We start from the raw sequence: 16959 nt of genomic DNA, 5'->3' as shown, positions 1-16959 counted from the left end.
GCCCACGGCCGCCCCCGGACCGCCCGTGGCACCGGCGTCGGCGGTGCCGGGCACCGGGGGCGGGGGCGCCACCGCGGCGGCCACCAGCAGGGCCCGGCTGGCCCGCGGCTCCACCGCGACCAGCCTGGCCCGGGGCAGCAGGCCCGCCAGCAGGGCGGTCTTGCCACCCGGGCCGGCGCACAGGTCGACGCTCACCCCGGTGTCCGCGCCGGCCGTGGCCACCCGCGCCAGCGCGGTCACGACCAGCTGGCTGCCCTCGTCCTGTACACCGGCCCGGCCGGCCGAGACCGGCGCGAGCCGCCCCGGATCCCCACCGCCGAGCCGGACCGCGTACGGCGACCACGGGCCGGGCTCGGCGGCCAGCCCGGCATCCCGGGCCGCCCGCAACAGCCCGTCCCGGTCGATCAGGCCGGGACGGGCCACCAGGTGCGTGCTGGGCCGCTCGTCGTCGGCCGCCAGCGCGGCGCGGGTCTGCGCCAGGTCGCCGCCGAGAGCGGCAGCGAACGTCTCGACCACCCAGCGCGGATGCGCGGTGACCGTCGCCAGATGGCCGACCGGGTCCTCGTCGTAGCCGGGCGCGGCCAGCAGCACCGCGAGATCGCCGCCGGTGGCCTCCACCCGGGCGGCGAGGCGGCGCAGCACCGCGTTGGCGAACCGCACCGGCCGTTCGCCGCTGGTCCGGCGGACCAGGTCGACGGTCGAGTCGACCGCGGCCCGCGCCGGCACCCGGGTGTGCAGCAGCTGGTAGGCGCCCAGCCGCAACGCGTCCCGCACCGGCGGGTCCATCTTGTCCACCGGGCGGTTGGCGACCGTGGCGAGCAGCCCGTCCAGGACGCCCGAGGCGCGCAGCGTGCCGTAGGTCAGCTCGGTGGCGAACCCCCGGTCGCGGACGGGCAGCCGGCGGCCGGCCAGCAGCGACGGCAGCAGCAGGTTCGCGTAGGCGCCGCGCTCGTCGACGGCGCGCAGGACCTCCCAGGCGAGCAGCCGGGCGGGGTCGGGCCGGGCGGCCGGCGGGCGGGCCCGCCCCCGCGCCCGGGTGCCCCCGGCGGCGGCCGGGCTCACGCGAACCTCTCGCCGGCGGCGATACGGGCGCCCCGCGCCCAGGCGTCGGCGGCCATGGTGGGACGGCCCTCGGGGCGCACCTCGCCGAGCAGCACGGCCCCGCCGCCGGTTCCTACCGCGATCCGGCCGTGGCCGCCGATGGCGATCTGCCCAGGAGCAAGATCTTCGGCGTCGAAGGGGGCGGCGGTGTCCCCACCGGCGGCGCTTCTCCCGCCACCGCTCCCGCCAGCGCCCTCCTCCGCCGGCACGGCCGCCGTCCGCGCGGCGGTGACGGGACGCACCGGGCCGATCTTGACTCGGTGGTCGCGGAACGTCGTCCAGGCGCCCGGCGCCGGGGTGGCCGCCCGGACCAGCCGGTCGACGCGGTAGGCCGGCGCGGACCAGTCGATCCGCGCGTCGGCGGCGTCGATCTTCGGCGCGGTCGACACCCCGTCGGCGGGCTGCGGCTGGGCCTGCAGCGATCCGCCGGCGATCCCGTCCAGGACCGCGACGAGCAGCCGGGCGCCGGCGTCGGCCAGCCGTTCCAGCAGGTCACCGGCGGTGTCGTGGGGGCCGACGGGCTCGGTCAGCGTCCCGTACACCGGGCCGCTGTCGAGAGCCTCCTCGATCTGGAAGACCGACGCGCCCGTCACGTCGTCGCCGGCCAGCAGGGCGCGCTGCACCGGCGCGGCGCCGCGCCAGGCAGGCAGCAGGGAGAAGTGCAGGTTGACCCAGCCGTGCCGGGGGATGTCCAGGGCGGCCCGGGGCAGCAGCGCGCCGTAGGCCACCACCGGGCAGCAGTCCGGGGCGATCTCGGTGAGGCGGGCGAGGAAGTCCGGGTCACGGGGCCTCTGCGGGGTCAGCACCTCCACGCCCCGCTCCTCGGCGAGCGCCCGCACCGGCGGGTGCGCGACCTTCCGGCCGCGCCCGGCCGGCCGGTCGGGACGGGTCACGACCGCGACGACGTCGTGGCAGGGCGAGTCGAGCAGCGCCCGCAGGCTCGGCAGCGCCACCGCCGGGGTACCGGCGAACACCAGCCGCATCAGCGACCACCCGGCCAGGTCGCTCCCACGGATCCGGTGGAACCTGCGGAAGCCGCGGAATCCGCGGATGGAGACAGACGAGGGCGCACGGTCCAACGCTAATCCCGTCCCGGGCACGTACGGGCCAACGGGTGGCGTGCCGTGGCGCATCCGCGTGCTCCACGGCCTTCCACCACGATCCAGGAGCGCCGGACGCCGCCGGCGCCAGGAGCGCCGGACGCCGCCGGCGGCTGGGAGCGGGAACCGGTCCTCGTCGTCGGCCACGGGTTCCAGCACCGGTTCCAGATGCTCGGACGGCTGGCCCCAGATCCGGCGACAGGCCAGCCCGGGCCGACGGGCTCCAGATGACCCGGACGGCTGGCCCCGGATCCGGCGGCAGCCGGCCCGGGCCGACGGGTTCCGGGTGGTCCGGGCGGCTGATGTGGGCGGGTGCGGCCGGCCCGTGGGGCGCTCCGCGGGGCCGTGCCGCCCGCGGCGGTGCCCGCGCGGGTGCCCGCGCGTCGATCCACCCGGCCGGAGCGTCCCGCCCGGCCAGCCCCGGGCCACCCACCCGGAAAACTTCGGCCCGGAAAGCCCGCACGTAACAGCTGCCCGCTCAATAAACAGACATTTATCGAACAACTTGACAATCAAGAAACAACAAAATCAAGATTTCATCCACCAGTATCACCCAAAATCCATCCGGACATATTTTTCAAAAAACTACGGAGAGCATCCGGCGGGGACTCCCGGTTTTGCGCAGGCGACATCAAGAACAAATAAAAGCCCAGCTCAGCCGGGCCTTTGACAATCGACGTCACAACAGTCATTACTACTGACAGTAATGATGATTTACGTGCCGTGACCCAGTCGGAGGGCCTGCGCCGTTCCGCCCGTGGGAGAACGCTTGTCAAGGCATGGAGCCATAGTTAGGCTGACGGCACAGCGTTGATCCACGGGGGAATCGACTTGGACACGACCACTCGTACCCGCCGTGGGCGACTCACGCTGAAACCGCATTTCCGCCGCTCCCTCAACGTCCCGAAGGTGGTATTCCCATGCCCGCACCAAGTGACGTGGAACAGCTCCTCGACCGCAAAATCGACATCTGCTTCGGCCATGGCGACCAGAATGGCAACGGAGTTCTCGAGGCCGCGGACACCCTCGCCCTGGCGGCGCGCATCATCGCCTACCTCGGCGAGCCGTTCGGCTCCGCCAAGGCGCAGGCGCTGCTGGTCTCGTTCGAGAACTTCTGGGCGCACGTCTCCAAGGAGCTGGACTCCAACCAGGACGGCAAGGTCACCCCGCTGGAGTGGCGTGCCGGCCTGAAGAGCGCCTTCGCCACCGACATCGCCAAGTTCGAGGCCGGCTTCAGACCGCTGGCCCAGGCCCTGTTCGACATCGCCGACCGGGACGGCGACGGCCGCGTCGACGTGGGTGAGTTCGCCAACTTCCAGAAGGCGTTCGGCACCTCCACCACGAACAGCAGGATCGCCTTCGAGAAACTCGACCGCAACGGGGACGGCTCGCTGTCGGTACCCGAACTGGTCACCGCGTGGCAGGAGTTCTACACCAGCACCGACCCGAACGCCCCCGGCAACTGGCTGTTCGGCGACGTCTTCGGCGAGACCGTCTGGGACGGCAGCAAGGTAATACTCTGAATCATTCCCCCTCCCGTGCTGCCGGTGGCCGGAAGAACATTTCCGGCCACCGGCAGCACGCCGGTCATCCCGGGCCTCCCGGCAGCGGGCCGCCGCCAGGAAACCCGCGCCACGTCATATCACGACCATTACGGGGGACGCGCAGCATGAAATCACCGCCGGATCCGGTGGCTGTCGTCGGCATCGGCTGCAGATTCGCCGCCGGTATCGACTCCCCCGCGTCGCTGTGGCGATTCCTGATGGACGGCCGGGTCGCGGCGGGCGACATACCCGACCACCGCTGGGAGGACTACGCCCGCGACCCGCGGACGGCGGCCGTGCTGCGCCGCACCACGGCCCGCGGCTCGTTCATACCCGATATCGCCGGTTTCGACGCCGAGTTCTTCGGGATACCGCCGCGCGAGGCCCGCCTGATAGACCCGCAGCACCGGCTGGCCATGGAAGTCGCCTGGGAGGCGCTGGAACACGCGGGCATACCGCCCGGCACGCTCGCCGGGTCGGACACCGCGGTGTTTGTCGGGATCGGCTCCGACGACTACGGGCGGCGGCTGCTGGAGGACCTGCCCGGCATCGAGGCGTGGACCGGTATCGGCGCGTCGATGTGCGCGGCGGCCAACCGCATCTCGCACGCCCTGGACCTGCGCGGGCCGAGCGTGGCGATCGACACCGCCTGCTCGGCCTCGCTGGTCGCGATCCACCAGGCGGCGCTCAGCCTGCTGCACGACGACGTCCCGCTGGCGCTGGCCGGCGGCGTCATGCTGATGGCCGGGCCGGGGCTCGCTGTCGCGCTCGACGCGGCCGGCGCGACCTCGCCGGACGGCCGGTCGAAACCCTTCGACGCCGCCGCCGACGGCTACGGCCGTGGCGAGGGCTGCGGGTTCGTGGTGCTGCAACGGCTGTCGGCGGCGCGGCGCGACGGCAACCGGGTGCTCGCCCTGCTACGCGGGGGCGCGGTACGCCAGGACGGCCGCACCGACGGCATCATGGCGCCCAGCGGCAGCGCCCAGGAACATCTGCTGCGCCAGGCGTACCGGACCGCCGGGGTGGACCCGGCGACCGTCGGCTACGTCGAGGCGCACGGGACCGGCACCAGGGCGGGCGACCCGGTCGAAGCCGGCGCGCTCGCCGCCGTCATCGGAGGCGCCCGCCCGTCCGGGCAGCCCTGCCTGGTCGGCTCGGTGAAGGCGAACATCGGGCATCTCGAGGCCGCGGCCGGGGCCGCCGGCCTGATCAAGGCCGTGCTGGCCGTGGAGCGGGCGGTCATCCCACCGACGCCGGCCGTCGCCGGCCCGCACCCGGGCATCCCGTGGCACGGCTCGGGGCTGGCGCTGGTCGACACGCCCACCCCGTGGCCGGCAGGCCGGTCACCGGGCCATCCCCGCCGGGCCGGGGTGGCCGGCTACGGCTACGGCGGCACCATCGCGCACCTGGTGGTCGAACAGGCGCCGGCAACGGAACGTGACAGCCGTGGCCGCCAGGACAGCGGTCACAGCCGGCCGCGGCCGGCGGCCGGCCCCCGGATGTACCCGGTATCCGGCCGGGGAGCGGACGCGGTGACGGCCAACGCCGGGCGGCTGCGCGACTGGCTGCTGGCCCATCCCGCGGCGGAGCTGGCCGACGTCGGCCACACCCTCGCCCTGCGCCGGTCGCACCTGGCCCACCGCGCGGTGGTGATCGCCGAGGACCGCGCCGAGCTGCTCGACGGGCTGTCCGCCGTCACCCCGGTACGCGCGCAGCCGGATCTCGGCGACCCGGTGTGGGTGTTCTCCGGGCACGGTGCGCAGTGGCCGGGGATGTGCCGCGACCTGCTCGCGCAGGAGCCGCGGTTCGCCGAGGTGCTCGACAAGCTCGAGGCGGTCTACCGCCACGAGCTCGGCCGTTCCCCGCGGGAGATCCTCACCTGTGACGAGCCGCTGGGTGTGGACCTGGTACAGGCGTCGATCTTCGCCGTGCAGCTCGGACTGAGCGCGCTGTGGCGGTCGTACGGCCTGCGCCCGGCGGCGGTGATCGGGCATTCGGTCGGCGAGATCACCGCCGCGGTCGTCGCCGGGGTGCTGGACGCGGACGACGGCGCCCAGCTGGCCTGCCGCCGCGCCCGGCTGCTGCGCCGGGTGGCGGGCCGGGGCGCGATGGCGATGGTGCCGCTGCCCTTCGCCGAGGCCGAGCGCGCGCTGGCGGACGACCCGCGGGTCAGCGCCGCGATCGAGGCCGGGCCGGGAACCACCGTCGTCTCCGGGATGCCGGCGGCCCTCACCCGGGCGATCGAGCGCTGGGCCGGGCAGGGGCTGACCGTCCGCCGGGTCAACTCCGACGTGGCCTTCCACAGCGCCCAGATGGAACCGCTGTGCGCGCAACTGGCCCGGGCCGCCGCCGATCTGCGGGTCGACCCGCCGGCGGTCCCGCTGTACAGCACGGCGCTGGGCGACCCGAGAAGCCCGGCGGCCCGGGACGCCGGCTACTGGGTCACCAACCTGCGCGCGCCGGTCCGGTTCGCCACCGCGGTGGCCGCCGCGGTGGACGACGGCCACCGGGCCTTCCTGGAGATCTCCACCCATCCGGTCGTGGCCCAGTCCATCGCGGACTGCTCGCCGTCGGCGGTCGTCGCGTACTCGTTGCGCCGCGACCGGCCGGCGCGGCGCTGCCTGCTGGAGAACCTGGCCGCCCTGTACCGCCGTGGCGCCCCGGTCGACTGGTCGATGCTGCACACCGACGGTGACCTGGTGGACCTGGTGGACCTGCCAACCTACGCGTGGCAGCACGAGCGGCACTGGGCCGAGCACTCCCCGGCCGCGACGGGCGGAACCGGCGCCGGCCACGACCCGGCGAGCCACACGCTGCTGGGCACCAGCCCGTTCACCGTGCACGGGCCCGTCCCGACCAGGGTGTGGCGAACCCACCTGGACCACGGCAGCCGGCCCTACCCGGGCGACCACCCGGTGGCGGGCAGCGAGATCGTGCCGGCGGCGGTGCTGCTGAACACCTTCCTGCGGGCGGCGGGCACCCGCGCGCTGCGCGAGGTGTCGCTGCTGGTACCGGTCGCCACCGCGCCGGCCCGGGAGATCCAGGTGACCTGCCAGGACGCCTCGCTGCGGCTGTCGTCCAGCGTGGACGGCGCGTGGCTGACCCACACCGTGGCGACGGTCGACACCGACCGCCCGGTGCGCACGGCCGCCCCCGCGCCGTCGGCCGGCACCCACGTGGATCCGGGGTTCGTCACCGACCGGCTGGCCGCGCTCGGCGTGACCTCGATGGGCCTGCCATGGCGGGTGACGCGGCTGCGCCGCCACGACGGCCCGTCCGCCGCCTCATCCGCCACTCCGTCCGCCACCCTGTTCGCTGTGGTAACCGCCGGTGACGGGCCGCCAGACGGTAGGACGTCGTGGGCGACGGTGCTCGACGCCGTGCTGTCCACGGCGTCGGTGGTCTTCCCCGGCCCGCCCGTCCTGCGGATGCCGGCCCGGATCGGGCGGCTGGCGCTGGCCGTCGACGAGCCACCGGCGGAGGTGGCCTTCACGGTGCGGGTACGCGGCACCGGAACCGACGGCGGGACCAGCGGCGACGACAGCGGCGACGACAGGGACGGCGACAGGGACACCGTAGACGTCGACGTCAGCGACCGGGCCGGCCGCCCTGTCGCCGTGATCCGGGCGCTGCGCTTCGGCACCCCCGAGGGACCACCACGGACCGCCGCGCACCTGCTCCACGAGGTCGCCTGGCAGCCGCTGGAACCGGCAGCGGGCCCCGCGTCCATCACTCGGGTAGCAACGCTCAGTTACGACCCCGGGCTTGCCGCGCTGCTGGCCGGGCGGGGTGGGCCCGCTGGGCCGGGCCTGCTGGGCCAGGCCGGCGGCCCGGGCGCGATCAGGCTGGTCACCGGGCCGGGCACAGCCGACGCGGTCGTGTTCACCGCCTGGCCGCAGGCCGGTGAGGAGCCGGCCGACGCGGTGGTACGGCTGGCGGGCCGGCTGCGCACGGTGCTGCGGGAGCACCCGACGGCCAGGATCTGGTGCGTCACCCACGGCGCACGGGCGGCCGAGGACGCCACCGGGCTGGCACAGACCGCGCTGTGGGGGCTGGGCCGTATCGCGGCCGGCGAGTACCCCGACCGCTGGGGCGGCCTGGTGGACCTGCCCGCGGATCCGTCCGCCGCGGACATCGCCGTCCTGGCCGGCCTGCTCGGGCAGCGCCGGGACGAGGACGTCATCGCGATCGCCGACGGCCGGGCCGAGGCCACCCGGCTGGTGCCCGCCGCCGGCACCGCCGCGGGCGGGCCGCGCTGCCGCCCGGACGGCACCTACCTGATCACCGGTGGTACCGGCGCGCTCGGCCGGCGCGTCGCCCGCTGGCTGGCTGCCCGGGGGGCGCGCCGGCTGCTGCTGCTCGGCCGGGCGCCGGCGCCGCCACGGGCCCGCGGTGACTTCCGGGCCGCGATCGAGGCCGAGGGCGCCACGGTGCGGGTGCTCTCCGCCGACGTCGCCGACCGGGAGGAGCTGCTCGCCGCGCTGGCGGGCGCCGACGACCTGCCGCCGGTGGCCGGTGTCGTGCACGCGGCCGGCGTGGTCCACAGTGCGCCGATCGACGCGCTCGACGAACGGTCGCTGCGGGCGGTCATGCGGCCGAAGGTGGCCGGCGCGCTCGTCCTGCACGAGCTGTTCCCACCGGGCAGCGTGGACTTCTTCGTGCTGTTCTCCTCCGCCGGCGGCCTGCTGCACCTGCCCGGCCAGGCGGCCTACGCCGCCGGCAACGCCTTCCTCGACGGGCTGGCCCGGCACCGCCGCGCCGCCGGCGACGATCACGCGGTGTCGCTGGCCTGGACGAGCTGGCGTGGCCTGGGCATGGCGGCCGCCGCGGCCTCCGCGGCCACTGTCGACGCCGAACTGCGCGCCCGGGCCGCTGGCGACGTCACCGCGGACGACGCGCTGCGCGCCTGGGGCGGCGTCCATCCTGGTCTCGGGGCGAACGTCGCCGTGCTCACCGTGCTGCCCGGCGCGGCCCCGGCGGCCGTGCTGCGCGCGCTGGCCGCCGCGCCGCCGGCCACGGCGGTGGAGTGGGCCGCGCTGCCGGACACGCAACGCCTCGAGCTGGTCACCGCACAGGTCCGGGACGCGGCGGCGGACGTGCTCGGGCTGCCGTCCGAGCGGGTGGACACGCACCGCCCGCTGACCGAGAGCGGGCTGGACTCGCTGCTGGCGGTGGCGCTGCGCGTCCAGCTCACCGAACGGCTCGGTGTCGCGGCCGCGCCGACACTGCTGTGGCACCACCCCACCGTCGCGGCGATCGCCAGCCATCTCGCGTCCACCGTGCCCGCGTCCACCGGGGCGGAACCGGTGCCACAACCGGAGCCGGAACCGGTGCCACAACCGGAGCCGGAGCCGGAACGGCGGCCCGCGCCACCTCCGGCGCGGGAACCCACGCAGCAGCCAGAAAGGGCCCAGCCATGACCAGCGACGAGGACCTGCTCACCTTCGCCGGCAATCCGATCGAGTACTTCGGGCACTCACGGCTGGCGATGCACACCCTTGCGCCGCGGCGGCTGGCCGAGCTGCAGCTGGCCGCGCTCAAGCTCCGGTTCGCGGCGTTACGGGACCGTATCCCGATCCTGCGCACCCTGGCCGAGGAACAGGGCATCGACGAGATCCGCTCGCTCGACGACGCCGCCCCGCTGCTGTTCCCGCACACCGTGTACAAGTCCTATCCGGCCCGGCTGCTGGTGGACAACCGGTTCGACCGGCTGACCACCTGGCTGTCCCGCCTGGTCACGGTGGACCTCTCCGGGCTGGACACCACCGGCTGCGCCTCGATCGACGGGTGGCTGGACCTCATCGACGCCAGCACCGAGCTCCGGCTGGCGCACTCCTCCGGCACCACCGGCACGATGTCGTTCATCCCGCACTCGGCCGTCGAGTACGACCGGCTGTACGAGATCGTCCGGCTGGACGTCATCCCGGACCGCGACCCCGAGGGGGTCGACGTGGTGTGGCCGAGCTTCCGCTCCGGCCGCAGCGGGATCGCCCGGCACGCCACCGCGATGGCTGAGCAGATCGCCGGGCATCCCGACCGGTTCCACACCCTGCACCCCGGGCTGCTCAGCGCGGACGTGATGTTCCTGGCCGGGCGGCTGCGGGCCGCCGCCGCCCGGGGCGAGCTCGACCGGGTCGAGATCAGCCCGGCCATGCGGCAGCGCAGGGCCGAGTTCGAGGACGCGCTGCACGCCACCGGCCGCGGGATGGGCGAGTTCGTCGAGCGGCTGGCCGACACGCTGCGCGGCCGGCGGGTGGCCTCCCTGAGCACCTGGGACGTCTTCCACGGCATGGCGGGGGCCGGCGCCGCGCGCGGGCTGCGCGAGCTGTTCGCGCCGGACTCGGTGGTCTTCCCCGGCGGCGGTTCCAAGGCGGGTGTGCTGCCGGACGACTGGGCGCGGGGGGTGGCCGGCTTCTTCGGCGTGCCCCAGCTGCAGCTCGTGTACGCGATGGTGGAGGTGATCTCGCTGAACCTGCTGTGCGAGAACGCCGGCTACCACCTGGAGCCATGGCTGATCTTCTACCTGCTCGACCCCGGCACCGGGCTGCCGCTGCCCCGGACGGGCACCCGGACCGGCCGCGCGGCCTTCCTCGACCTCACCGCCGAGATCCACTGGGGCGGCTTCGTCTCCGGGGACGAGGTCACCGTGACCTGGGACCCCTGCCCGTGTGGCCGCACCACCCCGCGGCTGGGCACCCGGATCGGCCGGTTCGGCGGCACCCGCGGCGATGACAAGATCACTTGCGCGGCGACCACCGAGGCGCTGGGTGAGGCGCTGGAGTTCCTCAACGGGGCGCTGGTCTAGATGCCGGCACCACTGATCCCCGCGTTCGTCCGGGGTGAGCTGCGTACCGCCGGCCCGGTCGAGTCCGCCGCCGGTTTCGCCGCGCCGGATCCGCTCGGCCTGCTCGACACGCTCCCGCTGCGCGACCCCGCGCGCATGGCCGAGCTGCAGTCGGTGCCGCTGACGGAGATCATCGATCTGCTCGGCGAGGTCGGCGCCAGGCTGTCGGTGCCGGACAACCCGTTCCTGGCCGAGGCGCTGGACCAGCTCGCGGCCTACTCGGACCTGACACCGGCCCTGCTGCGCTCCACCTACCGGCAGTTGCCGTCGCTGTTCGAGCCGGGCCTGGTCCGCTCGGTCGCCGAGCGCACCGTGGGCACCCGCTTCCTGGACGGCTGGGCCGACGTCGGCGCCGGGGCGGTCCGCGCGTTCGGCTCCCGCTGCGTGCACATCATCGCCGGCAACAACCCGATCATCGCCGCGATCACCATCGTGCGCAGCGCGATCACCCGGTGCGACACGATCATCAAGAGCCCGTCCAACGACCCGCTCACCGCGCTGGCCATCGCCCGGACGATCGCCGAGACCGCCCCCGGGCACCCGCTCACCCGGCACCTGAGCGTCGTGTACTGGAAGGGCGGCGACGAGCGGTTCGAGCGCGCCCTCTACCACCCGGCACAGGTGGAGAAGATCGTCGCCTGGGGCGGGCTGGCCTCCGTCCAGCACGTCACCCGCTACATCCGGCCCGGGCTGGAACTCGTCCCGCTCGACCCGAAGCTCAGCGCCACCGTCATCGGCGCGCAGGCCTTCGCCGACGCGGCGAGCATGGCCGCCACCGCCCGGCTGGCCGCCGCCGACGTCGGCGTGCTCAACCAGGAAGGCTGCTTCAACGCCCGGGTGATCTACGTCGTCACCGGCACCGGCCCGGCCGGGGTGGCCCTGGCCAACCGGTGGGGACAACTGCTCTACGACGCCGTCCAGGCGCTGCCGGAACAGGTCAGCACCCCGGCCCGCCGTTTCGACCCCGACCTGCGGGCCGACCTGCGGGTGCTGCGCGCGGACACCGACTTCTACCGGGTGATCGGCGGCAGGGCCGACGAGGGCGCGGTGGTGGTCTCACAGCTGCCCGACCCCGTCGACTTCCACCAGACGCTGTCCGGACGGGTGGCCAACGTCGTCCCGGTCGACGACGTCGCGGACGCGGTCCGCGCGATGAACGCCTACACCCAGACCGTGGGGGTGTACCCGGAATCGCTCAAACGGCAGCTGCGCGACACAGCTCCGCTGTACGGGGCGCAACGGCTGGTCTCGCTGGGCTACGCGACGCGTTTCCGCGCGGACCTCCCCCAGGACGCCATGGAGCCCACCCGGCGGATGGTCAAGTGGATCGTGGACGAGACCTACCACCCGGAGCTGACCCACCCGCTGGAGCACCTGCGTCCCGGGAGCGGGCGGCGGGAAGCCGACCAGGAAGCCGAAGTGGCCCGGTGACCAGGAACACGAACAAGATCGCGGCTGGCGAGGACGTGGCCGGAAGGCCGGACACGGCCGAGAGACCGGACGTGGCCGAGAGCGGCGCCGGGAACGGGACGGCGGGCGGGGGCACGGGCAGCGCGCGGAGCGTGACCGCGGCTGTACGGCGGCTCATCGCAGACTTCGACCACCACGACCCGGCCTTCGACCCGGAGACGGCCATCGCCGTGCACCGGGGCATCCGGGAACGCGGCCGGGTCGTCCGTTCCCGGGCGTACGGCGGGATCTGGATCCTGTCCCACTACGACGACGTGGCGACCGCGCTGAAGGACCACGAGACCTTCAGCTCCGCGTCCGGGGTGTTCTTCCCCCGGGCGGCGGGGACCCCGCGGTTCGCGCCGCTGGAATACGACCCCCCCGAGCACACCACCTTCCGCGCCCTGATGCGGCCACCGTTCCTGGCGGCCCGGGCCCAGGACCTGCGACCGGCGGTGTCCGCCCTGGTGGCACGGCTGCTGCGACCGGTGGTGGAACGCGGGCACGGCGACCTGGTCGCGGAACTGGCCGTACCGCTGCCGCTGGCCGTGGTCGGCCTCGCCGTCGGTTTCTCCCCGGACGCGCAGCAACGCATCCGGCGGCTGACCGCGAACACCTGGTCGAGAATGCCCACCGACGACAGCCCCGACGGCTTCTGGCCGCCGTTCGCCGAGCTGTTCCGCGCCGAGATCCAACGGGCCCGCGCCGACCCCGGCGAGGACTACCTGTCCGCCCTGGTGCGGTCGGACTTCGACGGCCGGCCGGTCACCGACGCCGAGCTGCACGTGATGCTGGTCGCCTTCGCCATCGCCGGCCACGAGACGTCGATGAACACGCTCGCGCACCTGCTCTGGCAGCTCGCCCGACGTCCCGACCTCCAGGACGAGCTGCGCGGACGGCCCGAGCTGATGCCGGTGGCGGTGGAGGAGACGCTGCGGCTGTGGACGCCGGTGGACCACGGCACCCGGCTGACGACCAGGCCCGTGGAGATCGCCGGTACGACGATCCCCGCCGGCGCGCGGGTCGTGCTGCTCACCGGGGCGGCGAACCGGGACCCGGCGAAGTTCCCCGGCCCCGACGAGTTCCGGCTGGACCGGGACCCGGTCCGGCACCTGACCTTCGGCCAGGGCGCGCACTTCTGCATCGGCGCGCACCACGCCCGCACGGAGTTCCTCGCCGTCCTGGCCGAACTGGCCCGGCATCCGAACTACCGGCTCACCGGCCAGCCACGCCGCTACTTCGAGAACGGCCGGCACATCTGCCTCGACCGGCTGCCTGTCGCGTTCGGCTGACCGTGGGGCGTCCTCCCGCTCGGCGCGGCCCGTCCGGGACCGCCGGGCGGGGAAGGCACGGCCCCGGCTGGGAAGCGGAGGCCCGTCACCCGGCCGAGCGGCGAGGAGCCGGCCGGCCAGGGCTGGCCGGCCTGGACGGTCAGCGGGCGCGGCCGAACAGCGGGTGCGGGGACACCTTCACCGCCGGCGGAGCCTGCCCGGCCCACTCCGCCTCGCGGATGGCCTTCATGGCCGCCTTCTTCGTCTCCGAATCCAGCCGGTCGATGAACAGCACCCCGTCGAGATGGTCGGTCTCATGCTGGACGCAGCGTGACAGCAGGCCGCTGCCCTCGATCGTGACAGGATCGCCGTGGACGTTCTGGCCGACCGCGATCACCCGCTCCGGCCGTCTCAGCTCGAAGGAGAGGCCGGGCAGGGACAGGCAGCCCTCCTCGCCGTCCATCAGCTCCTCGCTGAACGGCCCGAGGACGGGGTTGACCAGGTGGCCCACCTCGCCGTCCACGTCGTAGGTGAACACCCGCAGCGACACCCCGAGCTGCGGCGCGGCCAGCCCGACCCCACCCGCCTCGTGCATGCTCTCGACGAGGTCGTCGACCAGGCGGCGGAGCTCCTTGTCGAAGGTGGTGACCAGTTCGGCCACCGTCCGCAGCACCGGGTCCCCCAACAGCCGGATCTCTCGGACCGTCACTGCCGCACCTCTTCCCGACCGCTTCCCGCGCCCTCTTCCCGCGCCCGCAACATGTATCCATCAAAATACACGTCCATCAGGAACGAATTTATTACACTAAGTAACTTACGCGAGACATGGTCATCACGGCATCATCACAGCAAGGTGATCGGATCGGGGACGACCCGCACCGGTGGGGAGCGGCGGGCGTCGAGGACGCCGCTGGCCGCCTTGAGCGCGGCGGCGAGCTGCTGCCCCTGTGCCCTGGGGACCCGCACCAGGACACGCTCCCACCGCTGCCCGGCGGGCTCCGGCACGTCCGCGTCCTCGGCGCCGGCGGGCCGGGCCGCCCTCCCCGCGGGGGCGGACCGACCTGTCCCGCCGGCGGGAGCGGGCCGGCCCGCCGGCCCGGCGCCGGCCGGGCGGTCCGCCTCGTCCAGCGGGACCGGGCCGAGCACGTCGGCGCCGGCGGGCAGCCGCGCCGCCGCGACCAGGTCGGCAACCGCGCCGGCGGCGCCCTCGACGGCGATGACGCGGGTGGCCGGCGGGAAGCCGAGGGCGGCCCGCTCGTCCGCCTCCCGCCGGACGAACCAGGCCGGGTCCCAGCGGGTCAGCGCCTGGACCACCGCGAGCCCGGCGTCGGCGACGACGACGACCCGGCCGCCGTCGGCCGCGGGCCGGGCGAGCGCCGCCGCCGCGCACCACCGGCGCAGCGTCTCCTCGGCCGCGCGCAGGTCCGGGCGGCCCAGCAGCGCCCAGGTGTCGAGCAGCAGGACCGCGCCGTACCCGCCGTCGGCCACCGGCTCGGCCCCCGGGGTGGCCACCACCAGCGCGGGCTCCGCCGCGACGGCCGCCAGCACGCCGTCACGGCCGGAGGTGCGCACGACGGCCCCGGGGAAGGCACGTCCCAGCTCCTCGGCGGTGCGCCGGTCCCCGACGACGCTCGCCCGGAAGCGGACGTCCCGGCAGTACGGGCACCGCCACCCGGCCTCGGCCGGGACGGCCACCGAAGATCCGCCCAGGACGGCCGCCGGCAGTCCGCCCGGACGGGCACCGGCGGTCCGCCCGGGACGGGCGCGGAAGGCCTGGTGGGCCATCCGCCGGCGCCGGCGCCGGTGGCGGCCCCGGGCTGCGGGTGGTGGGCGTCGGGCCGCGCGCCGACCGCCACCCGCGCGCACCAGCCGCAGGACGGCGGCCCGGAGCCGCCGTGGCGTCCCAGCGGCCCCCGGCAGTGCCGGCAGCGGGCCGGCCGCCGGCAGCCCGCGCAGGCCAGCGACGGCTGGTACCCGCGCCGCGGCACCTGCACGAGGACCGGCGCGCCCGCGGCCAGCGCCTCCCGGGCGGCACGCCAGGCCAGCGACGGCAGCCGCGCCGCCCGCGCCGCCGGATCCCGGGCCTGTTCGGTCTGCGACCCCGTCGCCTCGACCCGGGGCGCGGCGGCCCGGAGCACCGGGCGCGGCGCGGCCATGGCCGAGGCCCAGCCGACACGGACCATCGCCTCGGCGTCGGTCGACGGCGACCAGCCACCGACGATCAACGCCGCCCGCTGCTGGCGGGCGCGCAGCACGGCGACGTCCCGCACGTGCGGGTAGGGAGCGCGCGGCTCGGCGTGCAGGTCGTCCCCGTCGTCCCAGACGACGATCAGCCCGAGGTCCGCGACCGGGGCGAACACGGCCGCCCTGGTCCCCACGACGACCCGGGCCTGCCCGCGGCGGACGGCGAGGAAGCGTCGGTAGCGTTCGGCCGGGCCGAGATCGGCACGCAGTGTGACGAAATCGGCCGGGTCGAGCACGTCCGCCAGCGCGGCGGCGACCCGGTCGACGTCCCGGTGGTCGGGCACGACGACCACCGCCCCGCGGGCGGACGCCACCGTGGCGGCCACGGCCGCGGCGACCATCGACGGCCAGGACGGCCCGGGCAGCGCCCACCACACGACCCGGGGGCTGCCACCGGCCCGCAGGGCCGCCAGCGTCCGCTCCCCGTCGGGGTAGTCCGCCCAGGCGCCGGGCAGACCCGCCCGCGCCGCCGCCACCGTCCCGGCCGCCACCGTCCCGGCCGCCACCGTCCCGCTCGCCGCCGTCCCGCTCGCCGTGATCTGTGCTGGCGGCTCCCCATCGGGGTGGATCACCCTGGCGCCGGACACCGCCGCTCCGGCTCCCGTGATCCCACCCACCGTCGGCCCGGCCGCCGTCGTCCGTGCCGGTGGGTCAGCCGGTGCCGGCGGGCCGGCGGGGGGCGTCGAGCTGGCGGGAGGCTCCTCCTGTGCCCGGGCCTCCTTCTCCACCCGGGCGTGCCGGGGTGGGACGGCGAGCCGGAGCACGTCGGCGACCGTGCCCGCGTAACGGTCGGCCACCGCCCGGGCCAGCTCGGCGATCTCGGGGGCGAGGACCGGCTCCGCGGAGGTGACCCGGGCCAGGAAGGCGAGCCGGCCGGTGTGCTCGGAACGCTCACGGCGTTCGAGGATGAAACCGTCCAGCAGCCGGCCGGCGAACCGGACCCGGACCCGGGCACCGGGAACGGCCTCCTGCGCCCACTGCCGCGGCACCAGGTAGTCGAACGGCCGGTCCAGATGGGCGTGCCCGACGTCCACCGCGACCTGGGCGACCGGCAGCTCGCTCGCGGCGACCGGCGCCCCCGCGGCGACGGCCCTCCTGCCAGCACTCACCCGAGGGGACGCCGGCCGGGGCGAGCGGGTACCGCGGGTGGCCGGCACGCCGGCGCCCGCCCCCGGGGCAGCTACGCCGGCCGCCGGTAGGGACATGCCGGCAGCCGGCCCAGCAGCCGGCCCAGCAGCCGGCATGGCGGCCAGGCCGGCCGTCGGGCCGGCCGAGGCGTCCAGCCCGCTGAAGACCCCAAGCTGTTCGGGCATACCCGTTTGGTACCAGCCCCCTACGACAGATCGTCCGCGCCCCCACGCGGACACCGGCCCCGGACGCGACAACCCCGAAACCCCGCGAAGCGG

Annotated in this window: 10 protein-coding genes; 5 read left to right on the top strand and 5 right to left on the bottom strand. The window is 75.3% G+C overall.

The genetic code is table 11. The features are described 5' to 3' along the window. Nucleotides 1–1062, bottom strand: a 1062-nt coding sequence (locus AC5LUJ_RS04530; protein ID WP_493464507.1) for a transcription antitermination factor NusB, incomplete at its 3' end; no start/stop codon positions are given. After that, a complete protein-coding gene (gene fmt / locus AC5LUJ_RS04525; RefSeq protein ID WP_493464510.1) occupies nt 1059–2084 on the bottom strand; it encodes a methionyl-tRNA formyltransferase in 1026 nt (341 codons plus the stop codon). The genes fmt and AC5LUJ_RS04530, both read right to left, overlap by 4 nt. A gap of 1037 nt (nt 2085–3121) precedes the next feature. Between fmt and AC5LUJ_RS04520 the strand changes: the two genes are divergently transcribed. The 5 genes from AC5LUJ_RS04520 to AC5LUJ_RS04500 all read left to right on the top strand — a co-directional run bounded on the left by AC5LUJ_RS04520 (nt 3122) and on the right by AC5LUJ_RS04500 (nt 13330). Further along, entirely contained in the window at nt 3122–3724 is a 603-nt protein-coding gene (locus AC5LUJ_RS04520) for an EF-hand domain-containing protein (protein ID WP_493464506.1), read from the top strand. Nucleotides 3725–3870: 146 nt separating this feature from the next. Next, the gene (locus tag AC5LUJ_RS04515; RefSeq protein WP_493464505.1) at nt 3871–9165 is read left to right on the top strand and encodes a type I polyketide synthase; all 5295 of its coding nucleotides are present in this window, start codon (nt 3871–3873) and stop codon (nt 9163–9165) included. Then, the gene (locus tag AC5LUJ_RS04510; protein ID WP_250286814.1) at nt 9162–10550 is read left to right on the top strand and encodes a hypothetical protein; all 1389 of its coding nucleotides are present in this window, start codon (nt 9162–9164) and stop codon (nt 10548–10550) included. Before AC5LUJ_RS04515 ends, AC5LUJ_RS04510 begins: the two co-directional genes overlap by 4 nt. Beyond that, nucleotides 10551–12020, top strand: a complete 1470-nt coding sequence (locus AC5LUJ_RS04505) for an acyl-CoA reductase (protein ID WP_250286816.1) — start codon at nt 10551–10553, stop codon at nt 12018–12020. Next, entirely contained in the window at nt 12017–13330 is a 1314-nt protein-coding gene (locus tag AC5LUJ_RS04500; RefSeq protein WP_250286819.1) for a cytochrome P450, read from the top strand. The genes AC5LUJ_RS04505 and AC5LUJ_RS04500 overlap by 4 nt, the downstream gene beginning before the upstream one ends. A gap of 139 nt (nt 13331–13469) precedes the next feature. Here the strand turns inward: AC5LUJ_RS04500 and def are convergent, their stop codons facing one another. From def to AC5LUJ_RS04485, 3 genes are all read right to left on the bottom strand, one after another. Beyond that, nucleotides 13470–14018: a peptide deformylase gene (gene def, locus AC5LUJ_RS04495; protein WP_250286821.1), complete on the bottom strand. Its 549-nt coding sequence runs from the start codon at nt 14016–14018 to the stop codon at nt 13470–13472. A gap of 134 nt (nt 14019–14152) precedes the next feature. Beyond that, complete coding sequence (locus AC5LUJ_RS04490) at nt 14153–14623, bottom strand: hypothetical protein (RefSeq protein WP_493464504.1); 471 nt, start codon at nt 14621–14623, stop codon at nt 14153–14155. Next, the gene (locus AC5LUJ_RS04485; protein WP_493464503.1) at nt 14608–16866 is read right to left on the bottom strand and encodes a primosomal protein N' family DNA-binding protein; all 2259 of its coding nucleotides are present in this window, start codon (nt 16864–16866) and stop codon (nt 14608–14610) included. The genes AC5LUJ_RS04490 and AC5LUJ_RS04485 overlap by 16 nt, the downstream gene beginning before the upstream one ends. Nucleotides 16867–16959: the final 93 nt, after the last annotated feature.

This window comes from Protofrankia sp. CiP1_Cm_nod3, from assembly GCF_982290655.1.
Note: the sequence above shows the minus strand (reverse complement) of the source record. Positions and strands in the feature narration are given on the sequence as shown.

Coding starts and splice junctions, on each gene's coding strand:
- AC5LUJ_RS04505 (WP_250286816.1), top strand. CDS start 10,551: ATGCCGGCACCACTGATCCCCGCGTTCGTCCGGGGTGAGCTGCGTACC.
- AC5LUJ_RS04520 (WP_493464506.1), top strand. CDS start 3,122: ATGCCCGCACCAAGTGACGTGGAACAGCTCCTCGACCGCAAAATCGAC.
- AC5LUJ_RS04515 (WP_493464505.1), top strand. CDS start 3,871: ATGAAATCACCGCCGGATCCGGTGGCTGTCGTCGGCATCGGCTGCAGA.
- fmt (WP_493464510.1), bottom strand. CDS start 2,084: ATGCGGCTGGTGTTCGCCGGTACCCCGGCGGTGGCGCTGCCGAGCCTG.
- AC5LUJ_RS04485 (WP_493464503.1), bottom strand. CDS start 16,866: ATGCCCGAACAGCTTGGGGTCTTCAGCGGGCTGGACGCCTCGGCCGGC.
- AC5LUJ_RS04510 (WP_250286814.1), top strand. CDS start 9,162: ATGACCAGCGACGAGGACCTGCTCACCTTCGCCGGCAATCCGATCGAG.